Genomic DNA, 14,774 nt, shown 5'->3' on the forward strand with positions numbered 1-14,774 from the left:
TCATCCCCTGGGTCTTCTGGATTTTCATCCCTGGGTCTTCTGGATGGCTTCGCGCAGCACCTGGCGGTCGTCGAAGGGACGGACCACACCGGCGATGTCCTGGCCCTGCTCGTGGCCCTTGCCCGCGACCAGCACGGTGTCGCCGGGCTCGGCGCGCGCGACGGCGGCGGCGATCGCGGCGGCCCGGTCCTCGAAGACCTGCACCTCGCCGCGCTCGTGCGCGGGCACGGAGGCCGCGCCCTGCAGCATGGTGGCGAGGATCGCGAGGGGGTCCTCGCCACGGGGGTTGTCGGAGGTCAGGACGGCGGTGTCGGCGAGCCGCGCCGCCGCGGCGCCCATCGGCTCCCGCTTGGTCCTGTCCCGGTCGCCGCCGCAGCCGAGGACGATGTGCAGCCTGCCCTCGGTGACCTTGCGCAGGGCGCGCAGCACGGACTCGACGGCGTCGGTCTTGTGCGCGTAGTCGACGACGGCGAGGTACGGCTGCCCGGCGTCCACGCGCTCCAGGCGGCCCGGTACGCCGGGCACGGCGGCGACGCCGTCGGCGGCGGACTGCGGGTCGAGTCCGGCGGCGGCCAGGGCGACGATCGCGGCCAGGGTGTTGGCCACGTTGAAGGGGCCCGGCAGCGGCGACTTGGCGCTGATCCGCTCGCCCTCGGGACCGACGACGGTGAAGGTCGAGTCCAGCCGGCCGACCCGGACGTCCTCGGCGCGCCAGTCGGCGTCGGGGTGGCCCTCGGCGGAGTAGGTGACGACGGGGACGCCGGCTTCCTTCGCCAGCCTGCGGCCGTACTCGTCGTCGACGTTGACCACGCCGAGTCGGCTGCGCCGCGAGGTGAACAGCTGCGCCTTCGCCTGGAAGTAGTCCTCCATGTCGGAGTGGAACTCCATGTGCTCCGGGCTGAGGTTGGTGAAGACGCCGATGTCGAAGACGCAGCCGTCGACCCGGCCGAGCACCAGGGCGTGGCTGGAGACCTCCATGGCGACCGCCTCGACGCCGCGTTCGCGCATCACGGCGAACAGGGCCTGCAGGTCGGTGGCTTCGGGGGTGGTGCGCTCGGACTTGATGCGCTCGTCGCCGATGCGCATCTCGACCGTGCCGATCAGGCCGGTGGACCGGACCGTCCTCAGGCCGCCCTCGACGAGGTAGGCGGTGGTGGTCTTGCCGGAGGTGCCGGTGATGCCGATCTGGAGCAGGTCCCGGCCGGGGTGGCCGTAGATCGTGGCGGCCAGCTCGCCCATCTGCCCGCGCGGGTCGTCGACGACCAGGACGGGCAGGCCCGCCGCGGCGGCGCGTTCGGCCCCGGTCGGGTCGGTGAGCACGGCGGCGGCGCCCAGGCCCGCTGCCTGGTTCACGAAGTCAGCGCCGTGCAGGCGGGCGCCCGGGAGGGCGGCGTACAGGTCGCCGGGGCGCACGGCGCGCGAGTCGTGGGTGATGCCCGTGACCTCGGCGGCGCCCCGGGGCGCGGGAGCACCCAGCTGATCGGCCAGTTCCGCGAGGGATGTGGCGGAGACCTGCGCCGGCCTGGGCGGCCCGGGGTATGTCACGGGATGCCCCTTCTGGGTGGTTTGGGACTGATCAGCGTGTGGCACGGCGGTGAGCGTACCGGGCGTACCCGCCTGCGGGCGAAGTGAGGGGCCCGGGGTGCTCTGGTTCCCGGGGTCCGGGGTGATCGTCGTCACGAGTGGTTCCTGGCTGTTCGGTGCGGACGGGCGCGGAGGGCCGGCCGGCGCTGGGGGTCAGCGCCGGAAGGTGACCGGGAGCTTGGCGGGCTCGGCCCCGGTCGGCGGGACCTGGAGGGACTTCAGTGCGAACTCCATGACCTGCTTGTAGACGGGACCGCAGATCTGACCGCCGAAGTAGCTGCCCCGGGTGGCGTTCTGGATGGCGCAGTAGACGGTGACGCGGGGCTTGTCGGCGGGCGCGAACCCGGCGAACGAGGAGGTGTAGCCGCTGTACTTGCCGGTGGCCGGATCCACGCGGTTGGCCGTGCCGGTCTTGCCCGCGACGCGGTAGCCGGGGATGCGCGCCTTGGTGCCGGTGCCCTCCTCGTCGTCCACGACGGACTCCAGCATCCGGGCGAGGGTCTTCGCCGTCTGCGCGCTCACGACCCGTGTCTTGCCGGGCTTCGGGGCGGGCGTGAAGCGGCCGTCGGGGCCCTTGGTGCCGCGTACGAGCGTGGGTTCTACGCGGACGCCTCCGTTGGCGATGGTCGAGTACACGGAGGCGGCCTGCATGGCGTTGATGGAGACGCCCTGGCCGAAAGGGATCGTGTACTGCTGCGAGGTCGACCACTTGTCGGGCGGGGCGAGGATGCCCTTGGTCTCGCCGGGGAAGCCGAGTCCGGTGTAGCTGCCGAGGCCGAACCGGCGCAGGTAGTCGTAGAGGACCTTGTTGGCCTGGGCCTGGGTCTTGCCGAGCTGCCCGGTGGCGAGGATGGTGCCGATGTTGCTGGACTTGGCGAGGACGCCGTTGAGCGTCAGGTACCAGGTCGGGTGGTCGACGTCGTCCTTGAAGAGCCGGTCGCCGCGGTGCAGCCGGTTGGGCACGACCACGTGGGTCAGCGGGGTGGCGGCCCGCTCCTGGAGGACGGCGGCCATCGACATGACCTTGGCGGTGGAGCCGGGCTCGAAGGCGTCCTGCAGGGCCGCGTTGCCGAGGGCGGCCGGGTCGGCGTCGGACAGGTCGTTCGGGTCGAACCCGGGTGAGTTGGCCATGGCCAGGATCTGCCCGGTGCGGGTGTCCTGGACGATGACGTAGCCGCGGTCGGCCGCGGACTCCTCCACCTGCTCGGTGATGGCGTTCTGCGCGGCCCACTGGATGTCGCGGTCGATGGTGAGCTCGACGTCGCTGCCCGGCACGGCGGGCGTCTCGGTGGCGCCTCCCGCGGTGGGGACGAGGCGGCCGCCGGACTGGGCGTAGCGGATCTTGCCGTCCTTGCCCGCCAGCTGCTTGTCCAGCTGCAGCTCGATGCCGCCGCCGGGCTTGCCCTCGGCGTTGACCCAGCCCAGTATCCCAGCGGCGAGGTCGCCGTTGGGGTACACGCGCTTGCTGGTGGCGACGGAGAAGACGCCCGCGAGCACGTTGCGCACGGACTTGTCCGTCTCCTCCTTCTTCGCGAGCGCGGACTTCAGGTCCTTGATCTGCTTCCAGACCTGCGGGGTCTGGCGGGAGGCCAGCTTCACGTACCGCAGGGCCTTGTTCTTCGGCCGCAGCTTGTCGACCAGGGTCTCCTGGTCCTGCCCGAGGATCGGCGCGAGCAGGGCGGCCGCCCGCTCCGGCCCGTCACCGATCTTCAGCATGTCCGGCGCGAACATGGTGGGGTCGGCGGTGATGTCGTAGGCGTCCTCGCTGGTGGCCAGGGCGACGCCGGAGCGGTCGGTGATCTCACCGCGGTCGGCGGCCAGCACCTGCCCCACGTAGCGGTTCTGCTCGGCCTTGGCGGCGTACGTGCTCGCGTCGACGGCCTGCACCTGGAACAGCCGGACGACGAAGGCGATCAGCACGAGGGTGAGCGCGAGCCCGACCAGGCGCAGCCGGGGGCGCGGGCTGCCCAGCCGCAGCGGCTTGGGCGGGGCCGGGCGTCCCGGTCCGGGCCGCCGGGCCGGCCGGGCACCGGGCCCGGGCCGGCGCCGGGCGTCGGGGCGGGCGGGCCTGGCGGGGCCGGGCACACGGCGGCGTGGCGGTTCCCTGTCGGACACTTCCGTCACCTGCCGGGGGTCGTTGCGGTGCCGTCGGGCATGGCCTCGGGGGCGAGGACCAGGGGGACGTGGGCGGCCGGCCGGACGCCGGGGGCGGGGCTGGGGACGCCCTTGACCGAGCCGTCGGGGCCCAGGAAGGCGGGGTCGCCGCCGGGGACCATGCCGAGTTCGCGGGCGCGGCGCTGGAGGGCCTCCGGGGCGGAGTAGGCGTCGATGTCCCGCTGGAGGGCCTGCTCCTCGTCGGTGAGGTTCTTGGTCTCGCGCTGGAGGTCGTCGAGCTGGAACGCGCCTTCGCTGACGGCCGAGTTCAGCACGAGGAGGGCGATGAGCCCGCCGCCGAGGAGGAGGACGACCAGGAGGACGAAGGGGGTGCGGGCGGCCTGCCCGGGGCCGGTGGGCAGGAGCCGCGCCAGACGCGCCGCCCGGCCGGTCAGTTCGGGTCTACTGCTCACACGCACCCCTTCGGGTCCGCCCTGGCCCCGGTCCCCCGGCCGGCGCTCCACCGGCCCGGGACGTCTCCCGGGCACCGGTGCACGCTCCACCAGCTCGGGACGCCTCCCCGGCACCGGTACACGGTCCACCGGCCCGGGACGCCTCCCGGCCACCGGCACACGCTCCACCGGCTCGGGACGACGTGTCGCCCAGCGGGGCTCCGCCGGGCCCGGTCGACGTATCGCCCATCCGGGCTCCGCCGGGCCGGGACCGTCGCCCCAGGCCCGCCGGCGCTCCGGCCGGCCGGGACGGCCGCCACCCGTCACACACTCGCGTTCCATCGGTCCGGGACCACCCGTGGCTCACTCGACGTCCTCCCTGATGCGCTGGGCGCCGCGCAGCCGCGCCGGTGCCGCTCGCCGGTTCTCGGCGATCTCCTCCTCCGTGGGGAGTTCGGCACCGCGGGTGAGCAGCTTGAGCCGCGGCTGGTAGCGCTCCGGCACGACCGGCAGCCCGGGCGGCGCGGTGGTGGCGGCGCCCGCCGCGAACACCTGCTTGACCAGCCGGTCCTCCAGGGAGTGGTACGACAGCACGGCGATCCGCCCGCCCACGTCCAGCGCCTTCACGGCGGCCGGGATCGCCCGCTCCAGGACGGCGAGTTCGCCGTTGACCTCGATGCGCAGGGCTTGGAACGTGCGCTTGGCGGGGTTGCCGCCGGTGCGCTTGGCGGCCTGCGGCAGGGCGTCCCGGATCAGTTCGACCAGCCGCGCGCTGGTGCTGAACGGCTCCTTCTCCCGCTCCCGCACGATCGCGCCGACGATCCGCTTGGCCTGCTTCTCCTCGCCGTAGGCCCGGAGGATCCGGACCAGTTCGCCCGGCGGATACGTGTTGAGGACCTCCGCGGCACTGACCCCGGTCGTCTGGTCCATCCGCATGTCGAGCGGGGCGTCCTGGGCGTAGGCGAAGCCGCGGTCGGCCTCGTCGAGCTGCATGGAGGAGACGCCGAGGTCGAACAGCACGCCCTGCACGCGCGCGATGCCGAGCCTGCGCAGCACGTCGGGGAGTTCGTCGTAGACGGCGTGGACCAGGGTGGCGCGCTCGCCGTGGGGCGCGAGGCGCTCGCCGGACAGGCGCAGCGCCTCCTTGTCACGGTCCAGGGCGACGAGGCGCACGTGAGGGAACCGCTCCAGGAGCGCCTCGCTGTGACCGCCGAGGCCGAGGGTGCAGTCGACGACCACGGCGTCCGGGCCCTCCAGGGCGGGTGCCAGCAGATCCAGGCACCGCTGGAGCATCACCGGGACGTGTCGACTCTCGCTCAAGGGGCCCTCTCAGATCCGGCGGGCCCGTACGTACGCGCCGCGCACGCGGGGAGATTCCCGGTCGTCGCCGGGGTCTCCGAAGAACTCAGTCCAGCGGGCAGAGTCTCGCCTCCCGCTTCGCGTCACTTTAGTCCACCCTGTCTCGCGGTCAATCAACCGGCCTGCGCGTCGCAGGCCCACGCCACACCACCCCTGTGGGTTACCTCACTACAAGGCCCGATGGCGTTCTTTGTCCCCTCTCACAGCGGGACGAGGACACGGGTGACCAGTAACGTCATGGTTATGACGACTTCTGCATCGGTTCCCACTGGCCCCCACGCCGCGACCACCGGCGGCACCGTCACCGACCGGCTCGTCGAGGCGAACCAGCGCTACGCCGAGGCCTTCACCGACCCCGGCATGGACGCCCGCCCCGTCCTGCACGTCGCCGTCGTGGCCTGCATGGACGCCCGCCTCGACCTGCACGCGGCGCTCGGTCTCGAACTCGGTGACTGCCACACGATCCGCAACGCGGGCGGTGTCGTCACGGACGACGTGATCCGCTCCCTCACCATCAGCCAGCGCAAGCTGGGCACGCGCAGCGTGGTCCTCATCCACCACACCGGCTGCGGCCTGGAGAGCCTCACCGAGGACTTCCGCAACGAGCTGGAGGCCGAGGTCGGCCAGCGCCCGGCGTGGGCCGTGGAGTCCTTCCGGGACGTCGACCAGGACGTCCGGCAGTCGATGCAGCGCGTGCGCACCTCGCCGTTCCTGCTGCACACCGACGACGTGCGCGGCTTCGTCTTCGACGTGAAGACCGGCCTGCTGCGCGAGGTCGACCCCGCCTCGCCCGCCTCCTGACCTGGTCGCCCACCCCGTCCGGCAACCCCGGGTAGCTGTCGAAAGCCTGTCAGTCACGCGTTCGAATGGCCGTAAGACCGACATATCGCGGCCAGTTGTCCACAGTCGAGTGACACGAATCGGTAACGGCAGCAAGAATGCGGGAGTGGCCTCACGCGGAACTTTTCACGCGTGGTGTCCGTGTTCGGGGTGGGCCGGCCCGCGTCATGCGGCGTCGGCCCGGGAAACTGGGGTATCCCGTGCTTCCTGGGAGCAGGGGAAAGGCCGAGGAGGGCCGGGTGACGACCTATGACGATCGAGCGAGCCTCACTGATCTGACCGCCGTGGTGGAGCGCGTGCGGGAGTCGGTGGAAGGCGTGATCGAGGGCAAGCCCGAGGTCGTACGGCTCTCGCTGACCGTACTGCTCGCCGAGGGGCATCTGCTGATCGAGGATGTCCCGGGCGTCGGCAAGACGATGCTGGCCAAGGCGCTGGCGCGGTCCATCGACTGTTCGGTGCGGCGTATCCAGTTCACGCCGGACCTGCTGCCGTCGGACATCACCGGTGTGTCCATCTGGGACCAGCAGCGCCGTGACTTCGAGTTCAAGCCGGGTGCGATCTTCGCGCAGGTGGTGATCGGCGACGAGATCAACCGCGCCTCGCCCAAGACGCAGTCCGCGCTCCTGGAGTCGATGGAGGAGCGCCAGGTCACCATCGACGGCAAGACCTACGAGCTGCCCAGCCCCTTCATGGTGGTGGCGACGCAGAACCCGGTCGAGATGGAGGGCACCTACCCGCTGCCGGAGGCCCAGCGCGACCGCTTCATGGCCCGCGTCTCGGTCGGCTACCCGAGCGCGGAGGCGGAGCTGCAGATGCTGGACGTGCACGGCGGCGTCTCCCCGCTGGAGGACCTCCAGCCGGTGGCGCACGCGCACGAGATCCTCAAGCTGATCGAGGCGGTGCGCGGCGTGCACGTGGCCGAGCCGGTCCGGCGCTACGCGGTCGACCTGGTCGGCGCCACGCGCACGCACCCCGACCTGAGACTGGGCGCCTCCCCGCGTGCCACGCTGCACCTGCTGCGCGCGGCGAAGGCGACCGCGGCCCTGAGCGGCCGGGAGTACGCGCTGCCGGACGACGTGCAGGCCCTGGCCGTCGCCGTCCTGGCCCACCGCCTGCTGCCCACCGCCCAGGCCCAGCTCAACCGCCGCACGGCCGAGCAGGTCGTCGAGGAGATCCTGCAGCGCACCCCGGTGCCGGCCTCGACCCAGCAGCAGAGCGGCTACGGCGCCGTGGGCCGCACCGCGCCGACCTATCCCTCGCACCCGCCGCGGAGGCTGTGATGAGCACCGCGGGGACGGGGCAGGCGGAGGCCGACCGGGGCGAGAAGGGCGGCGTCCGCACCGCCCTGGCCGGTCTGACCACCCGCGGACGCTCCTTCCTGGCCGCCGGCGTCGCGGCCGCCGTCTGCTCGTACGTGCTCGGGCAGGCGGACCTGCTGCGCGTCGGCCTGCTGCTGGCGGTGCTGCCGCTGGTGTGCGCGACGGTGCTGTACCGCACGCGCTACCGGGTCGCGGGCAGTCGCCGGCTCGCCCCCGCGCGCGTGCCCGCCGGCAGCGAGGCGCGGGTCCACCTGCGGATGGACAACGTCTCGCGGCTGCCCACGGGCCTGCTGATGCTCCAGGACCGCGTGCCGTACGTGCTCGGCCCCCGGCCCCGCTTCGTGCTGGACCGGGTGGAGGCGGGCGGCCGGCGCGAGGTGTCCTACCGGGTCCGGTCCGATCTGCGCGGCCGCTACCCCCTGGGCCCGCTCCAGCTGCGCCTGACCGACCCGTTCGGCATGTGCGAGCTGACCCGGTCCTTCTCCACGTACGACACCCTGACCGTGATCCCGCGCGTGGAGCCGCTGGCGCCGGTGCGGCTGAGCGGCGAGGCGAAGGGGTACGGCGACGGGCGGCAGCGCTCGCTGGCGCTGGCCGGCGAGGACGACGTGATCCCGCGCGGCTACCGCTACGGCGACGACCTGCGCCGCGTGCACTGGCGCTCGACCGCCCGCTACGGCGAGCTGATGGTGCGCCGCGAGGAGCAGCCCCAGCGCGCCCGCTGCACGGTGCTGCTCGACACCCGGGGCATCGCCTACGCGGGCGCGGGCCCGGACTCGGCCTTCGAGTGGGCCGTGGCGGGCGCCGCCTCCGTGCTGGTGCACATGCTCGAACGGGGCTTCTCGGTACGGCTGCTGACCGACACCGGCAACGCGGTGCCCGGCGAGGGCGGCGACGGCTTCGCGGGCGCGAGCCAGGGGTCGGCGGACGCGGCGGGGCTGATGATGGACACCCTCGCGGTGATCGACCACTCCGACGGCGCGGGCCTGTCCCGGGCCTACGACGTGATCCGCGGCGGGAACGAGGGGCTGCTGGTGGCCTTCCTCGGCGACCTGGACGAGGAGCAGGCGGCCGTGGTGACCCGGATGCGCCAGCGCAGCGGGGGCGCGGTGGCCTTCGTCCTGGACAGTGACACCTGGACGCGGGAACCGGGCGACGTGCCCGGTCCGTTGGACGGGAGCGGGGAGCGGCTGCGCATGCTGCGCGAGGCGGGGTGGACGGCCCTCGGCGTGCCGCGGGGTGTCTCGCTGGACGCGCTGTGGCGGCAGGCCGACCGGGAGCGCCGGGGCGTGGCCGCCGCGAGCGGCGGGGAGGGACCGTGATGAGCGGGCGGGTACGACTGACGCTGGCCGCGTGGGCGGCCACGCTGATGGCCGCGTGCGCCCTGCTGCCCCTGGTCGAGCCGGCCACCTGGATCGTGCAGGCGGCGTTCCTGCTGGCCGTGCAGGCGGGCGTGGGCGCCGCGGCCCGCCGGGTGCCGCTGGCGCGACCGCTCACGGTGGCGGCCCAGGCCCTGGTGACGCTGTTCCTGCTGACCTTCGTCTTCGCCCGGGAGCAGGCCCTGGCCGGGCTGGTCCCCGGGCCCCAGGCCTTCGAGCGTTTCATCCTGCTGTTCGAGCAGGGTGGGCAGGACATCGCGCGGTACGCGATCCCGGCTCCGCTGGAGTCCGACGGCATCCGGCTGATGCTGATCGGCGGGGTGCTGGTCATCGGGCTGCTGGTGGACACCCTCGCCGTGTCCTTCCGCAGCGCCGCCCCGGCCGGTCTGCCGCTGCTCGCGCTGTACTCGGTCGCGGCGGGGCTGTCCGACGGGGGCACCGACTGGCTGTGGTTCCTGGTCGCGGCGGCCGGCTATCTGATGCTGCTGCTGGCCGAGGGCCGGGACCGGCTCTCCCAGTGGGGCCGGGTCTTCGGCGGTCCCTCGCGCACGGGCCCGGGCGAGCCGGGCGGCGCGGTCGCCCCGGTCCGCACCGGCCGGCGCATCGGCGTGGTCGCGCTGGGCATCGCCCTGGTGGTGCCGCTCGCCCTGCCCACGATGAACGGCGGGCTGCTGGACTCGGTGGGCGCGGGCGCGGGTGCCGGCTCGGGCGGCGGCGGCACGATCTCCGCCGTGAACCCGCTGGTGTCGCTGCGGGACAGCCTGAACGCGGACGAGGACCGGCAGGTGCTGTCCGTGAAGACGGAGATGGCGGATCTCTCGGACCTGTACTTGCGGATCGTGTCCCTGGACGACTTCGACGGCACCACCTGGAAGCCGTCGAGACGGTCCATCACCGCCGTCCCCGACGGCACGTTCCCCACGCCGATCGGCCTCTCCGCGGACGTCAAGCGCTCGGAGGTCGACACGTCGATATCGGCGGCCGGCTGGTACGCCCAGGACTGGCTGCCGATGCCGTACCCGCCGAGCGGGGTGCGCATCAGCGGCAACTGGCGGTACGAGCCGCTGGGCATGACCCTGGTCGGCGACCACGGCCAGAACACGCGGGGCCTGACCTACCAGGTCAGGAGCCTGGACGTGCAGCCGACGGCGGAGCAGCTGGCCGCCGCCGGGCCGGCGCCCGAGGCCATCCGGCGTGACTTCACCGAGTTGCCCGACTCCCTGCCCTCCATCGTCGCCCGCACGGCCCGCCAGGTCACCGCGGACGCCGCCGACCCGTACGACCAGGCCGTCAAGCTGCAGGACTGGTTCGCGGTGAACGGCGGCTTCGAGTACGACACGCAGGTGCAGGTCGGCAGCGGCTCGGAGGCGATCGCCCGGTTCCTGCGGGACAAGCAGGGCTTCTGCGTGCACTTCTCCTTCGCCATGGCGGCGATGGCCCGCTCCCTGGGCATACCGGCCCGGGTCGCGGTCGGCTTCGCGCCCGGTTCCCCCCAGGCGGACGGCACGGTGTCGGTGGGGCTGCGCGACGCGCACGCCTGGCCCGAGCTGTACTTCGAGGGCGTGGGCTGGACCCGCTTCGAGCCGACTCCCAACCGCGGCTCGATCCCGCCGTACACCCTGCCGGACACACCGGGCAGCTCGGTGCCGGACGAGGTGCGTCCGAGCCAGTCGACGTCCGCCGCGCCGTCCGCGGCACCCTCGGCGAGCGAGAGCTGCACGCCGGAGCAGAAGAAGCTGGACGGCGGCTGCGGCAGCGAGTCCCCCCAGGCGGCGCTGCCCACCGGCGGCGACGGCCCTCCGTGGTACGCGTTCCTGGTCTGGGCCCTGGCCGGGCTCGCCGTGGTGGCGCTTCCCCTGGCCCCGATGCTGTGGCGTCTGCGCACCCGCTCGGTCCGCCTGGGGGCGCACGGCCGCAGCGAGGCGGACGCGGCACCGCACACGCTCGCCGTCTGGCAGGAGCTGACGGACACCGCGTGGGACTTCGGCATCCCGCCGGACGAGTCGCTGACCCCGCGCAAGGCGGCCGCCCGCATCGTCCGGCTGGGCAGCCTCGACGGCGAGCCGGCGGCGTCGGTGCACCGGGTGGCGGACGCGGTGGAGCAGGTCCTGTACGCGCCGCACCCCCGGCTCACGGCCGGGCTGACGGACGACGTCCGTCGTGCGGCGGCGGGCCTGAGTGCCGGAGCGAGCCGTGCGGCGAGGCTCCGCGCGGTCCTCGCCCCGCGCTCCACGGCACGGGTGCTGTGGGCGGCCTCGGACTGGTGGTCCGGTGTCCGGCAACGAGCCGTGGCACTGCGCCCGAACTGGGGCAAGCAGGGCTGAGACCGGGGCGGCGGTCGCGGTTCCGCGGAGCGGGGCGGCGGCTGCCGGGCGGCGGCCGGTGGACGGCGGCTGCCGGGCGGCGGCCGGTGGACGGCGGCTGCCGAGTGGACGGCTGGTGGACAGCGGCTGCCGAGTGGACGGCTGGTGGACAGCGGCTGCGGGGTGGCGGCTGCCCTCGCGGCCGGTACTTCGGAGCCCGACGGGCGGCCCGGAAGGGTTGAGCCCGGTCCTGCGGGAGCAGGGCCATAACTGCCGGACGGTGGCCCTGGACGGCGGCTGCCCTGAGCCGGCCCTTCGGGCCCGACGGGCCGCCCGGTTCCGGTACCCGTTCCCGCCAGGGCGTTCCGAGAAGGGCCCGTACGGCTGGAGCCGGCCGGATGTGATGGCGTCCGGCCGGCTTCAGCCGTACGGGCCTGCCCGCCCACTCCCCGGCATGCGTCAGGGGGTGACCACGACTCGGTGGTCACCCCCTGACGAGGTGTTCATGAGGCCCTGGGCAGGCTCCGCGCGGGGCTAATGACCGCCCTGCTCGTCGCGGCGCTTCTGCCAGCGCTGCTCGATGCGGTCCATCATGGAGCGCCGCGGCCGGCCCTGGCGGCGGCCCTGCGGGCCCGCGACGGCACCGGCGGCCTGTTCCCCCGGCTTGGGGGCCTTGCGCCAGCCGGTCACGGCGAGCACCGCACACCCCAGCATGACGAGAAAGCCCACGACGCTGAGCCAGACCTGCTTGGCGACCATACCGGCCATGAGGAGCGCAATACCCACGAGGAAGCCCGCGACCGCCTGGTAGACCCGCCGCCGGGTGTACGTACGCAGCCCGCTTCCCTCAAGCGCCGACGCGAACTTGGGATCTTCGGCGTACAGCGCTCGCTCCATCTGCTCGAGCATGCGCTGCTCGTGCTCCGAGAGCGGCACGGAGTCCTCCTCATCGTGCAGTCGCCGGGGCGACCCGGGGGGTCCCTTCAGGATAGGCAGGGAATCGCCCCCGTGAAACCCGCCCCTCTGCGCCAATTGGCCAACCGGTCTCCGCCATGGGCGTCCCGGCTCGCTGAGGCTTGTCATTCCCCGGCGGCCGACCCGTCATGCCGGAACGGTCTCCCTCGATCATACGGCGCCAAGCCCCCATTCGGGGGGCCTGTGGCGTACTCCATCCCCAGCCGAGCCGCTGATCAGCGGCGGTACCCCGGGAGGTGACTCAGGCCTCGCCGGACCCAGTCGTCTCGTTGACCCCACCGGTCTCAGAGGTCTCACCGGCCGCACCGGTCTCACCGAGCACATGGAGCTGTGTGGCCACCGAGTGGAAGGCCGGAAGCTCCGCCGCCGCCTCCTCCAGCTTCACCAGCGCCTCCAGAGCCCCGGGCTCGGTGTCCACGAGGACGCCGGGCACGAGGTCGGCGAAGACCCGCACGCCGTGCACGGCGGCGACCCGCAGGCCCGCGCCCTCGACCAGCGCGGTGAGCTGCTCGGTGGTGAAGCGGCGCGGGACCGGGTCACCCGAGCCCCATCGTCCGTTCGGGTCGTCGAGCGCCTGCCTGGCCTCCTTGAAGTGTCCGGCGAGGGCCCGCGCGAGCACGGCACCGCCGAGCCCGGCGGCGAGCAGGCTGAGGACCCCCTCCGGGCGCAGCGCGGCCACCGCGTTGCGGACGCCCTCGGCCGGGTCGTCCACGTACTCCAGGACGCCGTGGCACAGCACGGCGTCGTAGCCGTCGCGCTCCACCACGTCGAACAGGCCGTGGGCGTCGCCCTGCACGCCCTTGACGCGGTCGGCGACGCCGGCCTCGGCGGCGCGGCGCTCCAGGGCGAACAAGGCGTTGGGGCTGGGGTCGACGACGGTGACCCGGTGGCCGAGGCGGGCGACGGGCACGGCGAAGTTGCCGCTGCCGCCGCCTGTGTCGAGGACGTCCAGCGACTCCCGGCCCGTGGCCTTGACCCGGCGCTCCAGGGCGTCCTGGAGGACCTCCCAGACCACGGCGGTACGGAGTGAGGCGCGGGGGCGCATCGGGTCCGACACGGCAGTTGACTCCTCGGCGCGGCACCGCCTCTTGCACGGCGGAGCGAACGGGCTGCCTTCCCGGCCCCGGCCGTGGGGAGGGAAGACTTCAGGCGTCCCCCACCCTATTGCCTCCGGCCCGGCACCCGGGATGAGCCGGTGCCGGGACTCCTCCGGCCGGTCAGCCCGCGTCCGGCATGTCCGCCCCCGATCCCCGGCCGTCGGGCCGGTCCTGGTCCGGCCGGGGCTGCGGGAGGACCGGCTGGAGGACCAGCATGCGCTCGACGAGGCGCAGGAACATCGACACGTCGCGTATGAGGTCGTCGGCGTCCCGGCCGCTGGCCGCGCCCTGGATGCCGGCCTCGGCGCGGGCCCGGCGCCGGGCGCCGGAGGCGAACAGGGCGCTCCACTCGGACAGTTCGGGTGCGATCTCGGGGAGCACTTCCCACGCGCTTCGGATCTTGGCCCGGGCACGGGGCGAGGTCTCCGGCCTGCCCCGGGCGGCGAGTACGGCGGCGGCGGTACGCAGGGCGGCCAGATGCGCCGTCGCGTAGCGCTCGTTGGGGGTCTCCAGGACGGTGGCCTCGTCGAGACCGGCGCGGGCCTGGGCGAGCAGGTCGAGGGCGGCGGGCGGGGCCGAGGCCCGGCGCAGCACGGGGTGCACGTCGCTCGCCGGGCCGGTCAGTGAGGGGGCAGGGCCGGTCGCGCGGCGCCGGCGGGCGGCTGCTGCGTTGTAGCTGGCCATGACGAACCTCCTGTCGTCTGTGTGACGGCGCGTCCGCTACGGAGTGCCGTATGTGACCCATCGTGAGGTATGGCACTGACAATCCGTTCTGACCTGCTGTTTCTCCTGACGGGGGAGGTCTGCCGAGCCGTGGTTCCTGTCCTGACTTCCGCTCCCGGTGGCCGGGCAGCGAAAGCGGGCGAAATCAGGGATGGCCGAGAGGCAGGAGAACCCAAAGCCGGTATATGCCCGCCCGGGAAGTCGACGCCGTAGGTGCAATACCCGGAAGGCTCTCGCCACGAGTGCTCACGCCCCGCCGATGTAGGCACTGCGGCTCCGGCAGCATCTTCGAGGGCGCCGCACGCTACGGCACCGACGCAGCCCGTTGCCTGTGGTGAAACGGCAGGTACAGCGGCTCGAACAAGTACCGCTTGTATGCCGGGCCCGTCTATCAGAAGCGCGGCGGATGCGGCGAGGCGTACTCCTACATGAAGTCCGGGAGCACGGTCGTCGTCGACAACGTCTACGAGATGTCCGGATGTAACTGAGCCTCATTCCGGCGGGCTGCGCCGTATCGCGTACGGCGCAGCCCGCCGGAAGTCGATGGCACCGAAGTGCTCCCAAGGACATATCCCGGTGTGCATGATTTCCGCCATTGCTCACCGGATTCGTGGGCGCCATGCCGAGCGCGGGCCATCCCACGGGCAGC

11 protein-coding genes are annotated in these 14,774 nt (G+C 73.4%); 4 read left to right on the top strand and 7 right to left on the bottom strand.

Going from position 1 to position 14,774, the window contains the following annotated elements; genetic code table 11:
• Positions 1-24 precede the first annotated feature (24 nt).
• The 4 genes from ACIGAN_RS32755 to rsmH all read right to left on the bottom strand — a co-directional run bounded on the left by ACIGAN_RS32755 (position 25) and on the right by rsmH (position 5,450).
• Positions 25-1,545 (bottom strand): UDP-N-acetylmuramoyl-L-alanyl-D-glutamate--2,6-diaminopimelate ligase, encoded by a 1,521-nt coding sequence (locus ACIGAN_RS32755; protein ID WP_399862977.1) that lies wholly within the window; start codon positions 1,543-1,545, stop codon positions 25-27.
• Positions 1,546-1,737: 192 nt separating this feature from the next.
• Positions 1,738-3,699, bottom strand: coding sequence for a peptidoglycan D,D-transpeptidase FtsI family protein (locus tag ACIGAN_RS32760; RefSeq protein ID WP_365737337.1), 1,962 nt, complete (start codon positions 3,697-3,699; stop codon positions 1,738-1,740).
• Between the two features lie 5 nt (positions 3,700-3,704).
• Positions 3,705-4,151, bottom strand: coding sequence for a septum formation initiator family protein (locus ACIGAN_RS32765; protein ID WP_365737335.1), 447 nt, complete (start codon positions 4,149-4,151; stop codon positions 3,705-3,707).
• A 342-nt stretch (positions 4,152-4,493) separates the two neighbouring features.
• On the bottom strand, positions 4,494-5,450 hold the full coding sequence (rsmH, locus tag ACIGAN_RS32770) for a 16S rRNA (cytosine(1402)-N(4))-methyltransferase RsmH (protein WP_365092972.1): 957 nt from the start codon (positions 5,448-5,450) through the stop codon (positions 4,494-4,496).
• Positions 5,451-5,669: 219 nt separating this feature from the next.
• On the opposite strand from rsmH, the gene ACIGAN_RS32775 reads away from it, so the two are divergent.
• The 4 genes from ACIGAN_RS32775 (at position 5,670) to ACIGAN_RS32790 (ending at position 11,351) form a co-directional block, all read left to right on the top strand.
• The gene (locus ACIGAN_RS32775; protein ID WP_399862982.1) at positions 5,670-6,290 is read left to right on the top strand and encodes a beta-class carbonic anhydrase; all 621 of its coding nucleotides are present in this window, start codon (positions 5,670-5,672) and stop codon (positions 6,288-6,290) included.
• A 278-nt stretch (positions 6,291-6,568) separates the two neighbouring features.
• Positions 6,569-7,609: an AAA family ATPase gene (locus ACIGAN_RS32780; protein ID WP_399862984.1), complete on the top strand. Its 1,041-nt coding sequence runs from the start codon at positions 6,569-6,571 to the stop codon at positions 7,607-7,609.
• Complete coding sequence (locus ACIGAN_RS32785; protein WP_399862986.1) at positions 7,609-8,970, top strand: DUF58 domain-containing protein; 1,362 nt, start codon at positions 7,609-7,611, stop codon at positions 8,968-8,970. The genes ACIGAN_RS32780 and ACIGAN_RS32785 overlap by 1 nt, the downstream gene beginning before the upstream one ends.
• Entirely contained in the window at positions 8,970-11,351 is a 2,382-nt protein-coding gene (locus ACIGAN_RS32790) for a DUF3488 and DUF4129 domain-containing transglutaminase family protein (protein ID WP_399862988.1), read from the top strand. Before ACIGAN_RS32785 ends, ACIGAN_RS32790 begins: the two co-directional genes overlap by 1 nt.
• A 513-nt stretch (positions 11,352-11,864) precedes the next feature.
• Here the strand turns inward: ACIGAN_RS32790 and ACIGAN_RS32795 are convergent.
• The 3 genes from ACIGAN_RS32795 to ACIGAN_RS32805 all read right to left on the bottom strand — a co-directional run bounded on the left by ACIGAN_RS32795 (position 11,865) and on the right by ACIGAN_RS32805 (position 14,086).
• Positions 11,865-12,266 carry a DUF3040 domain-containing protein gene (locus tag ACIGAN_RS32795; RefSeq protein ID WP_365092959.1) on the bottom strand — a complete coding sequence of 134 codons (402 nt, stop codon included), beginning with the start codon at positions 12,264-12,266 and terminating at the stop codon, positions 11,865-11,867.
• A gap of 280 nt (positions 12,267-12,546) precedes the next feature.
• Positions 12,547-13,362: a methyltransferase gene (locus tag ACIGAN_RS32800; RefSeq protein ID WP_399862990.1), complete on the bottom strand. Its 816-nt coding sequence runs from the start codon at positions 13,360-13,362 to the stop codon at positions 12,547-12,549.
• Between the two features lie 160 nt (positions 13,363-13,522).
• Positions 13,523-14,086, bottom strand: coding sequence for an SAV_6107 family HEPN domain-containing protein (locus ACIGAN_RS32805; protein WP_399862992.1), 564 nt, complete (start codon positions 14,084-14,086; stop codon positions 13,523-13,525).
• Positions 14,087-14,774: the final 688 nt, after the last annotated feature.

The sequence above is a fragment of the Streptomyces sp. NPDC085931 genome (genome assembly GCF_044540565.1).
In the GTDB taxonomy this organism is placed as follows: domain Bacteria; phylum Actinomycetota; class Actinomycetes; order Streptomycetales; family Streptomycetaceae; genus Streptomyces.